Raw genomic sequence first — 15,642 nt, 5'->3', positions numbered from 1 at the left:
TTCCTTTTGTATAGTCAAATGAATTATAGCTTTAAAAAGGTATACCCGTGTCCTTAAAAATATGTTCTGTACTCAATTCGAGGCAGCATTTCCAACTAGATTGATGTGGACGTGGGGGTAGCTCGGCTCACGTTTTTGAAACGACAGAATAGAGGAATTCTGAATCACGCCACCATCAACATTGATCGCGCGTCGAATAGCCCCATTTTTCTGCCAACTATCACGGCCCGCCAGTACAATCGGTAAATAAACTATAAGTGCGGCAGAAATTGACCGTGTGGCACTTTCCCAGAGATAGCTAGGTGTATGATCCACAGCGTAATAATCAATGGATTCATACTTAAACATCGGCTCCTTGAATGTGGTTGGTTTGGCAAAAAAGAATCCCATTCCCTCGTCGCAACTGACATCAATAACCAGACTATTGGGCTTGAGGCATGTGCTTTCTGCTTCGGTCACAAAGTCGGTAGGATTTTCTGTATCTTGGAAGGTTCCGTTTACGATGATATCTGCTTCACTGATCAAGTCAGTCAGTGGCCGCGAGCTTCCATCGTATTTCACCGTCACCATGCGTACCTCGCCTTCGCTACCTGCTCGAATTCTGACGTAGTTACAATCGAACACCTCTTCACGCACTTCGGGCGCACGGCAAGCAACACGAGCAGTGTACTAGTCTTCGAAGCCTATGATGAACCGGCAAAGTCTCCAACACACCCGGACAACGCAGAAAACTACTATGGTATTTTTGATAGCAATTGCTTGCTGAAAGACCTGAATACACGATTACTCCCAAATACGAGTTTCGATCCCAGTATTAACCTCGGGTGTCAGGGCTTCAATGCGGGTTCCACGTTTTCTATCACGGGGACACAACCGGGCAATGCAACCAATCAGCCATCTTTTCTAGTCGAAATTCAACAAACCAACCCAGCCACATCTAAGGAAGTATCGATGGATGTTCAGACATCTTGATTCGCTATCCTGAAAGAAATCCATTAAAACTTAAACTAGGCAATATAATTAAAGGGTTAGGGAATTATTGTCAAATGATTGATATTTTCAGCTAAAGAAATGAAAACGGTACTCATTTAGGTTAAACTAAGCCCTCATATCATACGAGGTATTCAATTAATGCAGCAACTCATGCTCCCAATAATTCCTCAGGGTACGACTATTATAAATGGTCAGGTCAGTGTTGATAACCGAAATGATGAGTGGTTTTATTTCCTCGGCGGTATCCCGATCTATTCTCACCAGGCTGACAATAAGAGATTATTTAGACTTCACACCTCTCAACTCATCAATACCGGCTCCTGTCGTTCAATCGATATTATTACAACCTTTGGTGTCTCTAAAAGTAGTGTTATGCGCTCATTAAGGCAACTACGAGAAAAAGGGGCTGATTCGTTTTTTGAACCTCGCCCGACTCGCAAGGGAGGACCACTCTTTACGCTTGAGGTTTTGCAGCAAGCTCAGGAATATCTGGATCAAGGTATGACGCCTAACGAAGCCGCTAAAGAATTAGGCATCCGGGCAGATACCTTTCGCAAGGCGATCAGTGATGGACGTTTAAAAAAAAGTCTGCCGTATCAATAGACCCCAATGATGGCAGTACCAAATCAGCCCGTGATATTATTGATGCCAGTGCAGCCGAGTCACTCGGTACGGCCTGCACTCGAGTAGAAGAGCGAATCCAGGCGGCTTTGGGTGAGCAGGAAAAGGGAGCCTCAATCGAATTCGAATCCTGTTTAGATGTTCCTAAAGGCGGTGTGTTATGTGCATTGCCCGCGTTACTTAGCAATGGCTTATTAAATGACATTGAGCACCACCTTGGCAAACTGACAGGTTATTATCAAACCTTTCATATCCTATTGCTACTCGCCTTTATGGGACTATGTCGCATCAAAAATGCCGAACAACTTCGCGAGCATGCACCGGGTGAATTCGGCAAACTACTTGGCCTGGATCGGGTTCCCGAAGTGCGCTGTTTAAGAACCAAAGTAAAAGGACTGTCTGATCCAGAATCAGTTGAAAGCTGGGCGGCCGACCTCAGTCGACAATGGATGGAAAATGAACCAGAGGCAGCAGGAACACTCTACATAGATGGTCATGTCCGTGTCTATCATGGACACTTGACTAAACTTCCCAAACGGCATGTTTCACGCGAAAAACTCTGCTTACGGGGTATCACCGACTACTGGGTTAATGATGGTACGGGGCGTCCCTTCTTTGTCGTTGAAAAAACGGTGGATCCGGGCTTACTAAAAACGCTGGAAGAAGATATCGTCCCCCGATTACTCAAAGACATTCCGAATCAACCGAGTGCACAAGCATTACAGCAAAACAAACAAGCCTGTCGTTTTATCCTGGTGTTTGATAGAGAAGGCTATAGCCCCGCATTCTTTAGAAAGATGTGGGACAAGCATCGTGTCGCTTGCATGACCTATCATAAATTTCCCACCGAAAATTGGCCACTGGACAATTTTTCCAGTCAGGAGATCACACTACCGAGTGGTGAAAAAGTCATCATGAAACTCGCCGAACGAGGCAGTCTGGTTGGAACTGGAAAACAGGCGATGTGGATGAGAGAAGTGCGCAAGTTGACTGATTCTGGTCACCAAACCAGTATTATTACCACAGCCTATGAACTAGAATTGACGGCTGTTTCTGGGCGAATGTTTAGCCGGTGGTGCCAAGAGAACTTTTTTAGATATATGAAGCACCACTATGGGCTAGATATGCTGCAGGAGTATGGGATAGAGCCACTATCCGATACCCAAAAGGTGGTCAACCCTGATAGGCGCCAACAGGAAGGACAGCGTAATTCGATACAATCCAAACTCAATTACCGTCTATCTCGATTTGCAGCGATGGAACTTCATCCGGTGATTAAAAAAGATGAAACGGAAGATGTGAAATACAAGAAATGGGAAAGAAAACGAGCAGAATTACTCGAAGAAATAGAGCATTATGAAAATGAACTAAAAACCATCAAGGAAAAACTAAGCCAAACGCCCAAACACATTACCTGGCAAGAGTTGAGAGACGAAGATAAGTTCGAACAGCTTCTGCCAGGGAAAAAGCGGCTGATAGATACTGTCAACATGATCGCTTATCGGGCAGAAACAGCAATGGCCGCTCTGCTAACCTCACCGACAATCGACTTTCCGATGGCAAGGCAACTATTACAAACGCTGTTTGTGACAGAAGCAGATATATTACCCGATGAAGTAAAAAAACAACTTCGGATACGTGTGCATAGTACTTCCCGACCTGCAAGTAATAAAGCAATAGAAAAGTTATTTGAACAACTCAATCAAACGGAACTCAATTATCCAGGAACCGATCTGCGCTTAATTTATGAGCTGACTTCATCCGCAAAAAATTAGGAAATGGTCTCAAATTAGTTTCGTCTGAATCAAGATGTCTGATGTTACCATTCCGGCATTGAACCGGACAAACACGGACGTTCACCCCTGGCCATATTTTTTACTGTTCGACGGCGCCAGTGTCAAGATCTCCGGGAACAATTCCGGCGCATCTTGCACTTTTAATGCGCAGATCCTTGCAGGAACCATCACCTGGGATACCCTCAACTGTACTAATCCGAGTTATCCAATACACTGTACGGGGAACAACTGTTACCTCCCCTGGGATAACTTTTAGAGCTTGGCGAGTTATTTTATTTTTGCGAAAAATTTGAGGATCAGGTTTTTCTATACAACTGCATTGATTATCTGAATATATTGTAATGTGTCTTATGGAAAGACCTGGCTCCGAGCCCGGTCCCGATCCTCGTGCACTTTTAAATTCAGAAATTGGGTCTTTTGACACTTTTACCTTGAGTTCCCCCTGAGTGTGGACTACACTTGTTATTTTTAGGAAGATATTTTTATGTATGCAACTAATGTCAGGAATTTAAAAAAGAACCCATCAGAAGCACTAAGGCAAGCTGAGGAATCACCTGTACTGGTACTTAAAGGCAATACACCCAATGCCTTAATCGTGCATCTGGATACCTCTTTAGATAAAACTAAAAACATGCTCAATCCAGCGTTAGCCAGCAGTTTATTCAAAGATAAAGTGTTATCCCTAGGGGCGGCTGCAAAAATAAGTGGCTTATGCCTATCTGACTTTATAGATCATTTAGCTGAATTAGATATTGATATAGTGACTGCTGATCAACAGACTAAAAATGAAGCAGATACATTGAAAGTATGGCTGTCGTAATTGCCGATGCCGGACCTTTAATAGCCTTTGCAAAAGTCAATCAGTTAAATGTATTAGCACAGTTCTTTTCTTGTGTTTCGATTACCCAGTCGATTAAAGAAGAAGTGCTTGCGATTGAATCAAATGATGCTCTTTTGATTCAAGCAGCAATTGATGAAGGTTGGTTACAGTGTGTTGATGATCCTGAATTAAAAACAGTCACGTCTAGAAGTTTGGGTTTAGGTGAAATAACCGCCATTGAATATGCATTGCAATCTAAAGAAGCTGTTTTATTGATTATGGATGATGCTTTAGCTCGTAAAAAAGCATTACGCTATCAACTCCATATTGTCGGTACAGCTATGCTTATTTATACAGCAGAGAACCAACAGCTGATTAATAATGCTGATGAGCTTATTGAAGAATTGAGGATTAAAGATTATCGGATTTCTAAAAGTGTCATTGCGCTGGTTAAAGCACAAATATCGTCATAACCGGTATTGAAATTATTTAAACGTAAAAATACAGTAACGACTCAGTTTGTAAAATCGGACAATGGAGGCTTTGGTTTTATGGTTCTAACAAGAATGGTATATCTTGAAATTTAAGGTCTTCACTTTTATGCCCTGTTATCATAAATCAAAGCCCCCGTTGTTGTAATCATAAGCGTGTGCAATGGGAGGCATGTTTCCTCGCCCCCTATTCAACTGTTAGCAGGGCTATCAAGAAAGTTGAGAATGCTTGGTTGACCCCAAGGTTCTCTGTGCATCGATTCGAAATGGATTCGTGTAAATCTGGGTCTAGGATTTTGACTTTGCGCAAGACTTCAGCGAATGAAAGGATTGCGGAATGTTTTCTCGGAAGAATACAAAAAAGTACCTGATTACCCATGACTCTCAGCCATTCTCCGTCATTCCTGCAAGCTTTTAGCAGGAATCTCATGGGTTTAGTACAGATTCCCGATAAAAGACTTCGGGAATGACGAGGTTTTTAACATGCTGATTTTCTAGGTTTATTCTACTGTAGCTGAGAGTTGTACGTAATCAGCAAAAAGTATGTGACGAGATACTTGAGTTTCTTCCCAGCGAGGGCCACTCCAAGGGAAAGAATGTTAAATTTGTGGCGGCAAAAAAAATCTAACGTGGCAGTTATGTGGTCACAGTTATGTGGTCAGGTCTTTCCATGCAGCATCACTCTGTCAACTATAATATAAATAGTCTGCCATAGGATAGGTTTAGCATATACAAATATGTTATAGAAAGACCTGCCCCCTCTCTTCTGTCTCAGCGGTGTTTAGCGACCAAAGCTTCATGCTCTTCTTCCGCCTGAATCTTTTTCAAATCATTCAACGAATAGGTGCCATCACCAATGCGAAAGTGCTCGATCCGACTGGTTAGGTGCGCGTTCTCGGCTGTATTCAACAATTCGCGCATAATGTCGATCTCCGCCATCCCTTCATCAATGAAACGCTCCATCATTTTGGTCATATCAAAAATTACTTGCTCATTCATAGGTTTATCTTCCTTTCCTTTATGTCTTAAATGGATAAGAATTTTAACGTATTTTTCCAGCCAAAGAAAACGATTTAAGGAGTACAGTCCTATTTGCTAGGTGGGAGTTCAAAATGCTACCAGCAAGAATTGGCGAAGTAAAACAAAGTAATAAAAGATCTCCCATCTGCGAATCACACATTTAAGCTCAAACACGCTTATTTTCCAGTGTTTATTAAATAAACTAATAGAGCCTTGCCATCCTTCTGAGATAAATTTTTTGCCAATAAAGCTGTTTAATATGCTGTGTCCGACAAAAAGAACGGTCTTATTACCTAGGGCTTTACTCTGTAAAAAGCTGTAGGGTCATGTGTTTTCATACAATATCACTTTGTCAACTATAATATAAATAGTCTGCCATAGGATATGGTTTGGCATATACAAATATGTTATAGAAAACCCCCTATTTTTTTGTTAATAGGTTTTGCCTGAAATACAAGTTAATATCAACTTATCAGAGGAAATTGACCTGATACCTAAATCCTGCAAGCATTATACATAATAATCCACAAAACTCCTTATTAAACAATGATATAATATCATTTTCCTGATTTCACTATCTCATTGTTTTAATGAAGCCCTCTAAAGTATCAAAATCCTCATCTCACGTAAGAAACCGTACCCGAACGGTAAAAATGACATCTACAGCACATGGATTGACAAGCCAGGCGGGACTGATTCCCGTCGTGAAATATTTAGACAGGATAGGTTTTGAAAAAACCGTAAAACAAAGCGTTCCACATCGGCGGGGTGAAAATGCAGACCATCACTTATCTGATGTGGTTCTATTGACGTTGGTTGGCATGATGGGGGGAGCAACATCAATGGCAAAGGTGACGACCGTATGGGCAGATAGCGTACTGCGCAAAGTAGCTGGCTGGATAAAGATTCCTGTTGAAACCACAATTTTACGGATCTTTAAAGAAGTAAGTGATAGGCAGATAAGCCAGTTTGAAACGCTCACGCATACTTTGCGTGGTCAACACTGGCGGCGATTGCTTCGTTCCGGAAAATCGAAAACTGGCATACAATCCGTCCAGTGGGTCGATGTCGATTCAACTGTGGACACCGTTTGTGGTCGACAAGAAGGAAGTGCCAAAGGCTTCAACCCCAAAAAGAAAGGTGCCCGTTCATACCATCCACAACTCGCTTTTCTAGCGGAAACAAAAGAAATTTTACAAGCCTGGTTCCGGACAGGCAATGCCTTTACAAGCAATGGTGTTGTAGAATTTACCAAACAGTTACTTGCACACTTGCCCAATCGGATGCGCATTATTTTTCGCGGTGACAGTGGTTATTTTGTCGGTGATTTGCTTGAATTTCTCGATACCAGAGGGCATGGGTATCTAATAAAGGTTAAACTTAAGAATTTGAACGCATTGCTGGCCAAACAGGCCTGGACAGCCATACAAGGCCGACCCGGTTGGGAGCAGAGCGAGTTTCAATATCGTTGTGGTGGCTGGTCTCGCTCTCGTCAGTTTGTCGCGGTCAGGATAAAGCAACCTAAACAAGTGACAGGACCTCAGTCCGAGCTTTGGGATACGGCAGAATATGACTATTTTTGTTATGTAACAACTGAACCTCTATCGCCTTGGCAAACACATAAGAAGTATGGTGAACGAGCGACGTGCGAAACATGGATTGAAGAAGCAAAATCACAAATGGGTTTAGGTAAAATCAGAACGAATCAATTTCTGGCTAATGCCGCATTATTTCATTGCGCCGTTCTTGCCTACAATACCGTGCGCTGGATGGCTCAATTGAGTGGCAACAAAACGTTGTGCCAATGGGAGCCGGATACACTTCGTACTTATCTGATTCGGGTGGCTGGAAAATTACTCACAGGCAATAATCAGCTGAGAGTCAGAACACCTGCAGATCCGCTCTATCCACAGGAATGGGATGATTGGGTTAAGGTGGGGTTACTCGCTTAACATTAACCGAAGTTAAGTCACTTTGATTAAAAGGTCATGGCACGTTGGCAGGGTGTTTATTGCCTTGGGCTCGGGGGATATCCATACGATACAAAAAATTTCCTCTATTTATGATTTAAATCTGGATATTTTGATCGGTTGGACAAAGAGGGCTGGCAAAGCGGCAGTAAAAACCTAATAACCACTTAGCTAGACAGGTTAATGAGAGTCAAAATATGGGCTTGCAGGATTTAGGTGATATTTAAAAAGACAGGCAAATATGCCTGATTTGTACGGTAATATCAGGTTATCATGGCAAATGTGCCATAAGTATATAGTTAGCTTTAAAACCACAGAAATGTTAGAGAATGAATGATTTTGAAAAACATTTGGAACCGAATCGTAAAGATTTTGAAAGCGCCCCCTTTGGTTATAAAGCTATATTAAGATTATTAACACACTTTTTTTATTGGGCTGGTCGTTATCCTGACCCTGGCTCTGGTAAAGAAAGTAAGGCTGAAGAAATTTTTACTTTGTCAGAAAAATACAAAATTTCAGCTAAAGACTTATTTACCTTATCTTCTAAAATCATGAGGCATTCGCAAAATATAACGAATAAGGTTAGATTGTGATCGCGAAGCGAGCCACAATCTGAACCGTTTGTTGGACAAGCCCGGCACGATAGTAGGAATTCATTTAATGCGCTCTATGAAAATAGCTTTTTGTTGATCAGCCCGACTGATGAATCGAACCTCTGTTTTTACCTGTTTAACTGAACTTTGAGCGTTGTCCATTGCAGTCAACTCTCAAAGTCCAAGTATCGGAGCAAAATTCTGCCTTAATCTCCGATTTTAGCCCAAGCAACTCCCTCAGCATTTAATCCGCTGATAGCCTGGGTCGAAGTGTTTAAATTTACATAAGCGCTAGTGATTCCAATTGTTAAGTTGGCAAAGGCTGAAACATTATTTCCACCCTGGGTATTTGCCGACGCCCAACAACCATCGCCCCGCCACAACATTTGCAACTGAATGCCGGCCGTACTTTGAGTGCACGCAATATCTTCGTCGGGTCAAACTTTAGCAGGGAGTGAATCAACTTAATAACACCCTTGCTATTCGGATGTAAAAAGCCATAATTGCGCGCACGACGAAAGCCTTTAGGCAAAACATGTTGCAGCACCAGCCACAGAAATTTAGCCCCCGATACCGTTTTGGTTTGATAGCGTTTGGTTTTGCTGTCTTGATAACGGTAGGTTACTTTGCCATTTTGGCAGGATAAGATATCCTGTTCACGAATCACACCACGATACAGGTATCGACCCAGATATATCAATGCTTTATCGCCTGCACCGACAAACTTACAATCGACCACCCATTTTTCCGGAATAGCTGTGGGAAATGGCAACTTTTCTTCGTTCATACGCGCTAGCATCTTTGCACGAAATACTTTTGCTAGTGCTTTATGATGAAACAGGTATTTGCCTTCCTTAGTGCGCCAGAGCTTCTTGATTTTATCCACGATTGCCGCAGGCATAATGACATGAATATGCGGATGATAATTTAATTCGCGTGAGTGTGTATGTAAGACAGCAATCGCCCCGGCATCGCCTTGCAACTGCTTATCATTTTTACTAAAACTCTGTAAAGTCGCCCAGGCACAGTCAAACATCATACTGTAAAGTAACCGCGGATGCTGCCTGGCTAACGACCTTAACTGCGCAGGTAAGGTAAAGGTATTCATAAAATAATCAGCAGGGACTTGTTTTTGTACCTGTCGTTCAATCCATTGTTGACTCTCATGATGTTGACAATGCGGGCAGTTACGCTGGCCACAGGAATGAGACACAAAGGTTTGATAGTCACAGTCTGCACAGTTAACCTGCATCACAGGACTCAGCTGTGTCCGACAGCTCTTCATGGCATGTAATGCACTGATCTGATTGGAGCGTAAACGAGATTGATACTCGCTTAAAAAGTCAGACTGAAATTGATCAATCACTGCAGCTAGGGTTATCATGAAATCTGCCCCCAGTGAATAGAAAAGTCATTGACTAACTGATTAATGTGCAGCTCTGCATTCTCATCGGTAATATCGGTCAAATGCGTATAGCGAGCCGTGGTTACTAAACTGGTATGGCCCAGAATCTTCTGCAACTCAACTAAATCAACCCCGGCTTCTAACAGGTGAGTGGCGTAACTGTGGCGCAGCGAGTGGCAGGAAATCTTTTTTTTAGTCCCATTTCTTGCGTCACAAGACGGATTGTCTTCTGGATGCCACCGCGATCAAGGGGGGATTCAGCAAGATGTGCACCTTTTAGACCCCGGGCACGGTTGGGAAATACCAGCACTGGATTTTTATGCACAGCCCAAAACTTACGCAACACCTTCAAGGTATTCACAGGCAAAGGCACAAGCCGATCCTTATTGCCTTTGGCATTGCGAATATGTACCCGCATGCGTGTCGCATCAATATCACCTACTTTCAGGCTTAAGCCCTCGCCCAAACGTAAACCTAGACTGTAAATCGTAAAATAAAAAACTCGATAGCTTAGATTACGGGTCGACATAAACAGTTGTTGTGCTTCAACCACAGTGACAATATCGGGTATACGCGTACATCGTGGTGGTTTAATCATTAGCACATCAACCCACGGCTTTTGTAGCACATGTGTATAGAAAAACTTGAGACCATAGAGATCTAGTTTCACGGCACTCCAGGAAAGGCGGCTTAAAAGAGCATGAAAATAATCCACCAGTTGATCTTGCGTTAAGTTATCCAGATGCCCCTGAAAGTGTTCCCCGATACGGCGAATAGCGCGTGAATAAGCGTCAATGGTTTTGGGTTGCAGTCCCTTAAGCTTTAAATGCTTACAGTGCTGGATATAATAATGGTTGAATTTAAGCTCTATCGATGGTGTCATAACAGTGTAACCTCATTATTGTTAGTTGGATGAGCTTACAAGTTACCTGTTATGCATATAACAGGCAATGAGGTTACACTTTAAATTTAAGGGATGCGCTGTTTTTCTCCGCGATAGCGGCTTCGTCCAACTAGTGAATTATGAGGATAATTAAAGCTAACAATCACATCATTTGACGTTATACGCAGGCAGAGTGATTAGCTTTTAAAATAAGTCACTGTGAGTTCCAATTCTAGCTAACTGTAGTTCAGAGGGATTTCTCTTATAAATTAGTAGTAAATCGGGTTTTATATGACATTCACGAAAGCTGCACCAATTGCCAATTAATTCGTGATCTTTATATTTCGCATCAAGAGTAGCCTCCTGTTCTAAAACCGAAATCACATCAAATATAATCTTCAAATCAGGTAATGGTAACTTTCTTGCTTTTTTAAAATCTTTCTTGAATTGGCTCGAGTATACGATTTCAAGCATTTTCTTACTTAACTTGAAGCTCGCTAAATAGCTCTGAAGTGCCACTAGACTTATGGCCTTTTCCTTCTTCTAGTTCTTGTATGGCTTGTACCGTAAATTTATTTGGTTGTTTGGTCTTGAGTTCAAATGGAATTCCACCATAGTTGATAACTGCTTTTGTAAATAATTTAATAGCTTGTGAAGGACTTAATCCAATTTCTTCACAAACAAGAGTAAATTCAGTTTTCGTACCATGATCAATTCGTATGCTAATTGTATCTGTCTTCATAATTTAGTGTTCTTTAATATTGCAAACAGATGAAATTGTAATACAAATACGATCATACGCAAGCAAATAGTTGTAAAAAATCATATAATAATTGCTTGCACACGGACTGCCGTAAGCGTCACGACTCATGCAAAAAAACGCAAAAGTCGCGCTACTCACGGCAGCAGGTGAAGCAGGCGTTAGGTTTCAATAAAATCTGTTACAGTATTTGAAATAGAAGGAAATTCTCGTAAAACTTTTTTGTCTTGTGTAACGAGTAGAATATTGAGATGCTGAGCTAAGGCAATAAACTCACAATCATAAGATGAACAATTACTTTTATCAACTAGTGCTAGAACTTGAGCTGATGAATTGTCATGCTTATTGTTAGCCATATTAGATTCTGCTGTATCTTGAAGTTGTAATGCTTTTTCAAAAGCAATGATTTCTTTCTGAAGATACGAAGATAACGAGCTAAAACAAGCAGTTATGGGGAGGGTCTTTCCATGCGATATCACTCTGTCAGCTATAATATAAATAGCCTTCCATAGGATAGGTTTAGCATATACAAATATGTTATAGAAAGACCTGAATCCCGATTTGTGTGACTACAATTCGTGCTTTGAGTGTGCGTAATATTTGCGTCGGATCAAACTTTAGCAGGGTGTGAATCAGCTTAATAACACCCTTGCTATTAGGGTGTAAAAAAATCGAGCGATTTGGTTTAAACAAGGCTGGTAACAGTAGTGTTTTTTATTAGATACAAACCTTACCTAATAAAGAAAGAGTAAAAAACAGCATAAGTTGTTAATCCTAGAAAAATCAGTTGCTCACGTTTTCTAGCACAAGCTCTTGATTCCACCGCACTTCCAAAAAATGTCCGCTTAACCTATGGGTGAAGCTAAAATTTTTTGAAAAGTGTTATATTAATTCAATATCTTGCACTATAAATTCGCGCTCAACTGATTTTTCTAGGTTGATGCAAGGATGGTTTTTCTATTACTACCATCCTTACCCTCTAATTAATATAAAACTGCTTATTCACCCGCTGCTTTTTCAGGTGAAACCATCGCGCCACAGCTTGCTTCTCCGCCTTTCATGTCCATTCCCTGCATATCACCCTTGCCTTTCATTCCCATACCACAGGTACCTTCTTTGCCTTTCATCATGTCACCGCATGAGCCTTCCATGCCTTTTTTCATTTTGTCACCTTGCATCATGCCGCCGCACGTACCTTCGCCGCATTTGCCTTCCTTGCCTTTTTGCAAATCATCAGACGCAGATTTTTTATTGCCCCAGCCGGTTTTGCTGACAGAATAACCTTTATTTTTTTCTTTTTTAGCGGCAGCCTTTTCCTGCATTCCACAAGCACCTTCTTTGCCTTTCATCATGGCTCCACAAGCACTTTCCATGCCTTTTTTCATTTTGCCATCTTCCATCATGCTGCCACATGAACCTTCACCACAAGCGGCTTCCTTTTGCTTGTTCATTTTCATTTTAGAACCACATTTCATTTCACCTGCTTTGTCGGACTGCGCAAGTTGCATATAGCCACTGTTAAGCTGACTCATGGCAAATGGGTTGCTTTCCGCGTTAGCTACATTAGCCGCAAATGTTGAAGCAACGGCTGAGCCGATAGTTGTTAATGTTTTAGCTGTCTTTTTCATGATATCCTCGATATATTTTAATTTGATGATGTATCTTTAATTACACTGTAAGTTTGAGTTATTTTATAGTGCTAGCCATGGTCAATAAGTTTTTTCATCGCTATACCCATATTTGAAGGTGAATTAACCACCTCAACTCCTGCTGCTTTTAGCGCAGCAACTTTCCCCTCTGCCGTTCCTTTGCCACCGGTAACTATAGCACCGGCATGTCCCATGCGCTTACCTTCTGGCGCTGTTAAACCGGTAATATAGGCAACTACTGGTTTAGTTACATGGTTTTTAATATATTCAGCGGCCTCTTCCTCTTCACCGCCGCCAATTTCACCGACCATAATTATACCCCGAGTTTGTTCATCCTCTTGAAAGCGGCTAATGACATCAATAAAATTCATACCGTGGATAGGGTCACCACCGATACCCACGCAAGTACTTTGCCCAAGACCTTGTTGAGTAGTCTGATGAACTGCTTCGTAGGTCAGCGTGCCTGAACGGGAGACAATGCCTATTGACCCTGGAAGGTGGATACTACCCGGCATAATACCTATTTTGCAGGCTTCGGGTGTAATAATACCTGGGCAGTTAGGGCCTATGAGTAAGGCATTAGTTTCTGCCATCGCGGCTTTAACGCGCAACATCTGTAATACTGGAATGCCTTCGGTGATACAAATGATTAATTTTATGCCTGCATCAACCGCTTCCAGGATTGCATCAGCGGCAAAAAAAGGCGGTACATAAATAACACTGGCATCGGCCTTGGTGCTTGCATAAGCTTGTTGCACAGTATTAAAAACAGGCAAACCTAGATGCTCCAAACCACCTCGCCCCGGAGTAACACCAGCGACCAGTTTAGTGCCATAAGCCAACGCATGCTGGGAGTGAAAAGTGCCTTGTTTGCCGGTAAAGCCCTGGCAAATAACTTTGGTTTCCTGATTAATCAAAATGCTCATAGTCTGGCTCCTGCAAGACTTACCGCTTGTTCGGCTGCATGATCCAGATCATCTGCAGAAAAAATATTGGGCGCTGCTCCCTGCAATAATGCACGACCTTCTTCTGCATGCGTTCCTTCTAGCCGGACAATAACTGGCAAATCAGTATGAACTTGCTTTAGCGCCCCTAGAATACCTTGTGCAATCACATCGCAATGTACAATGCCGCCAAATATGTTCACTAGTACTGCCTGAACATTTTGATCTGAGACTATCAGCTTAAATGCTTCAGTAACTTTTTCTGTTGTTGTGCCCCCACCTACATCTAAGAAGTTAGCAGGAGTACCACCTTTAAGCTTAACCAGATCCATAGTGGCCATTGCTAGTCCCGCACCATTCACCATACAGCCTATATTGCCATCCAGTGTAATATAGCTAAGATCAAATTGCTTCGCTTTGTTTTCTTTTTCATCTTCTTGTGCTGTATCGCGTAATGCTATGATGTCCTTATGCAAGGCAAGGGCATTATCATCAAAGTTGATTTTTGCATCCAGCGCCAAAAGACTTCCGTCGCCTACTTCCACTAAAGGATTAATTTCTATTTGACTCGCATCTTTATCCTGCAAAAGCTTTAACATGCCGGACATAATACCTTGTAAGGCTTTTACTTGTGCGCCTACTAAAGATAACGCAAAGGCTATTTGCCTGCACTGATAAGGCTGTAGACCGGCAGCCGGATTCATAAATAAACTGATGATTTTTTCCGGGTTCTCCTCAGCAACGGCTTCAATATCCATTCCACCCGCTTCAGAAGCTATAAAACAGAGCTTTTCCTGTTGTCGGTCAATCAGTAGGCTAAGATAAAATTCGCGTTTAATGACCGAGGTTTTTTCAACTAAAACTGAATTAATAGGCAGGCCTGCCGCGCCGGTTTGCTTAGTAACCAGATTCTGCCCCAGCATTGCTCCCGTTAACTGGCTTGCCTCTTCAGTCGTTTGAGCGATTTTAACACCGCCAACTTTTCCGCGCCCACCAGCATGTACTTGGGCTTTTATTGCCCAGCTATCGCCTGCCAGAGATTTTGCAGCCTCAGATGCTGCGTTTGCAGTTGTTGCAACGATACTTTCGGGAACAGGTATCTGATAATCTCTAAACAGTTGTTTAGCCTGAAATTCATGAATATTCATGGTGAACCTTGTTTTGTTGATTAAGAATGAACAGAAACTTTGCAGTATATACGTTGAACTGTAACATTTCAGTATTTTTTCTTTAACGTAGTGAGGAATAAAACCTTTGCGAATTTACCTAGCAACTATTGTTATTCCCTTAGGGACGAGCATGGAATAAGTTAGACAATGGGCGTTGATTTTTTATTTGTCTTCAAGGCGCAGAAACAGACACATAGCAAGTTATGCAACTGTTGCTGCAACGCGAAAGACGGATAAAAAGCCAAGCTAGTTGTCGAAGTGTGTCGTGTACGTTCCTTAGGAACGAGAATTCAATAATACCCGAGTCTGACTTGTTCCAGCCTATGCAGGAATGACGTTTCTTTCGACTCCACAGTCGCACTAGAAAAACAGTTGCGTAGCCTGCTTGCGCCTGTTTTCCTAGCACGCCTGTGATGCCAAAATCCTGCGTCATACTTGCGGATATTATTAAATCCTCGCTTAGTCTAAAGCATAAAAAAAGGGCGGAACCTCCGAAGAGATTCCGCCCTTTTAAAGCCTACATTGTAT

The 15,642-nt window shown here is 42.0% G+C and carries 15 protein-coding genes and 1 pseudogene; 6 read left to right on the top strand and 10 right to left on the bottom strand.

The features are described from left to right. Positions 1–72 precede the first annotated feature (72 nt). The gene (locus tag ACQY3F_RS21215; protein WP_428357087.1) at positions 73–636 is read right to left on the bottom strand and encodes a hypothetical protein; all 564 of its coding nucleotides are present in this window, start codon (positions 634–636) and stop codon (positions 73–75) included. Positions 637–1,131: 495 nt separating this feature from the next. Here ACQY3F_RS21215 and ACQY3F_RS21210 point away from each other — a divergent pair, with 495 nt between their 5' ends. The 4 genes from ACQY3F_RS21210 to ACQY3F_RS21195 all read left to right on the top strand — a co-directional run bounded on the left by ACQY3F_RS21210 (position 1,132) and on the right by ACQY3F_RS21195 (position 4,703). Continuing rightward, a complete protein-coding gene (locus ACQY3F_RS21210; protein ID WP_428353676.1) occupies positions 1,132–1,596 on the top strand; it encodes a hypothetical protein in 465 nt (154 codons plus the stop codon). Further along, positions 1,593–3,389 (top strand): putative transposase, encoded by a 1,797-nt coding sequence (locus ACQY3F_RS21205; protein WP_428357771.1) that lies wholly within the window; start codon positions 1,593–1,595, stop codon positions 3,387–3,389. Before ACQY3F_RS21210 ends, ACQY3F_RS21205 begins: the two co-directional genes overlap by 4 nt. A gap of 505 nt (positions 3,390–3,894) precedes the next feature. Beyond that, the gene (locus tag ACQY3F_RS21200; protein WP_428357086.1) at positions 3,895–4,230 is read left to right on the top strand and encodes a UPF0175 family protein; all 336 of its coding nucleotides are present in this window, start codon (positions 3,895–3,897) and stop codon (positions 4,228–4,230) included. Next, positions 4,218–4,703 (top strand): DUF3368 domain-containing protein, encoded by a 486-nt coding sequence (locus ACQY3F_RS21195; RefSeq protein ID WP_428357085.1) that lies wholly within the window; start codon positions 4,218–4,220, stop codon positions 4,701–4,703. The genes ACQY3F_RS21200 and ACQY3F_RS21195 overlap by 13 nt, the downstream gene beginning before the upstream one ends. A 789-nt stretch (positions 4,704–5,492) precedes the next feature. Here ACQY3F_RS21195 and ACQY3F_RS21190 read toward each other — a convergent pair. Beyond that, positions 5,493–5,720, bottom strand: a complete 228-nt coding sequence (locus tag ACQY3F_RS21190; protein ID WP_428357084.1) for a hypothetical protein — start codon at positions 5,718–5,720, stop codon at positions 5,493–5,495. Between the two features lie 611 nt (positions 5,721–6,331). On the opposite strand from ACQY3F_RS21190, the gene ACQY3F_RS21185 reads away from it, so the two are divergent. Together ACQY3F_RS21185 and ACQY3F_RS21180 are read left to right on the top strand one after the other, a co-directional pair. Further along, complete coding sequence (locus ACQY3F_RS21185) at positions 6,332–7,693, top strand: IS1380 family transposase (RefSeq protein ID WP_428352972.1); 1,362 nt, start codon at positions 6,332–6,334, stop codon at positions 7,691–7,693. A 347-nt stretch (positions 7,694–8,040) separates the two neighbouring features. Further along, on the top strand, positions 8,041–8,304 hold the full coding sequence (locus ACQY3F_RS21180) for a hypothetical protein (protein WP_428357083.1): 264 nt from the start codon (positions 8,041–8,043) through the stop codon (positions 8,302–8,304). 307 nt (positions 8,305–8,611) lie between these two features. On the opposite strand, the gene ACQY3F_RS21175 is transcribed toward ACQY3F_RS21180, so the two are convergent. From ACQY3F_RS21175 to sucC, 8 genes and pseudogenes are all read right to left on the bottom strand, one after another. After that, a complete protein-coding gene (locus tag ACQY3F_RS21175) occupies positions 8,612–9,688 on the bottom strand; it encodes an IS91 family transposase (RefSeq protein WP_428357082.1) in 1,077 nt (358 codons plus the stop codon). Beyond that, positions 9,685–10,592 (bottom strand): annotated as a pseudogene (locus tag ACQY3F_RS21170) (tyrosine-type recombinase/integrase). Before ACQY3F_RS21170 ends, ACQY3F_RS21175 begins: the two are co-directional and overlap by 4 nt. 204 nt (positions 10,593–10,796) lie before the next feature. Further along, the gene (locus ACQY3F_RS21165) at positions 10,797–11,066 is read right to left on the bottom strand and encodes a type II toxin-antitoxin system YafQ family toxin (protein ID WP_428357081.1); all 270 of its coding nucleotides are present in this window, start codon (positions 11,064–11,066) and stop codon (positions 10,797–10,799) included. A 4-nt stretch (positions 11,067–11,070) separates the two neighbouring features. After that, positions 11,071–11,334 carry a type II toxin-antitoxin system RelB/DinJ family antitoxin gene (locus ACQY3F_RS21160; RefSeq protein WP_428357079.1) on the bottom strand — a complete coding sequence of 88 codons (264 nt, stop codon included), beginning with the start codon at positions 11,332–11,334 and terminating at the stop codon, positions 11,071–11,073. A gap of 179 nt (positions 11,335–11,513) precedes the next feature. Beyond that, positions 11,514–11,831, bottom strand: coding sequence for a hypothetical protein (locus tag ACQY3F_RS21155; protein WP_428357077.1), 318 nt, complete (start codon positions 11,829–11,831; stop codon positions 11,514–11,516). 519 nt (positions 11,832–12,350) lie between these two features. Beyond that, on the bottom strand, positions 12,351–12,980 hold the full coding sequence (locus tag ACQY3F_RS21150) for a copper-binding oxazolone/thioamide-containing RiPP (RefSeq protein ID WP_428357076.1): 630 nt from the start codon (positions 12,978–12,980) through the stop codon (positions 12,351–12,353). 71 nt (positions 12,981–13,051) lie between these two features. After that, a complete protein-coding gene (sucD, locus tag ACQY3F_RS21145; RefSeq protein ID WP_428357075.1) occupies positions 13,052–13,927 on the bottom strand; it encodes a succinate--CoA ligase subunit alpha in 876 nt (291 codons plus the stop codon). Continuing rightward, complete coding sequence (gene sucC, locus ACQY3F_RS21140; protein ID WP_428357074.1) at positions 13,924–15,093, bottom strand: ADP-forming succinate--CoA ligase subunit beta; 1,170 nt, start codon at positions 15,091–15,093, stop codon at positions 13,924–13,926. The genes sucD and sucC overlap by 4 nt, the downstream gene beginning before the upstream one ends. Positions 15,094–15,642: the final 549 nt, after the last annotated feature.

Source organism: Methyloprofundus sp. (assembly GCF_965251085.1).
Classification (GTDB): Bacteria; Pseudomonadota; Gammaproteobacteria; order Methylococcales; family Methylomonadaceae; genus Methyloprofundus.
This window is presented reverse-complemented; position numbering and strand designations above follow the sequence as displayed.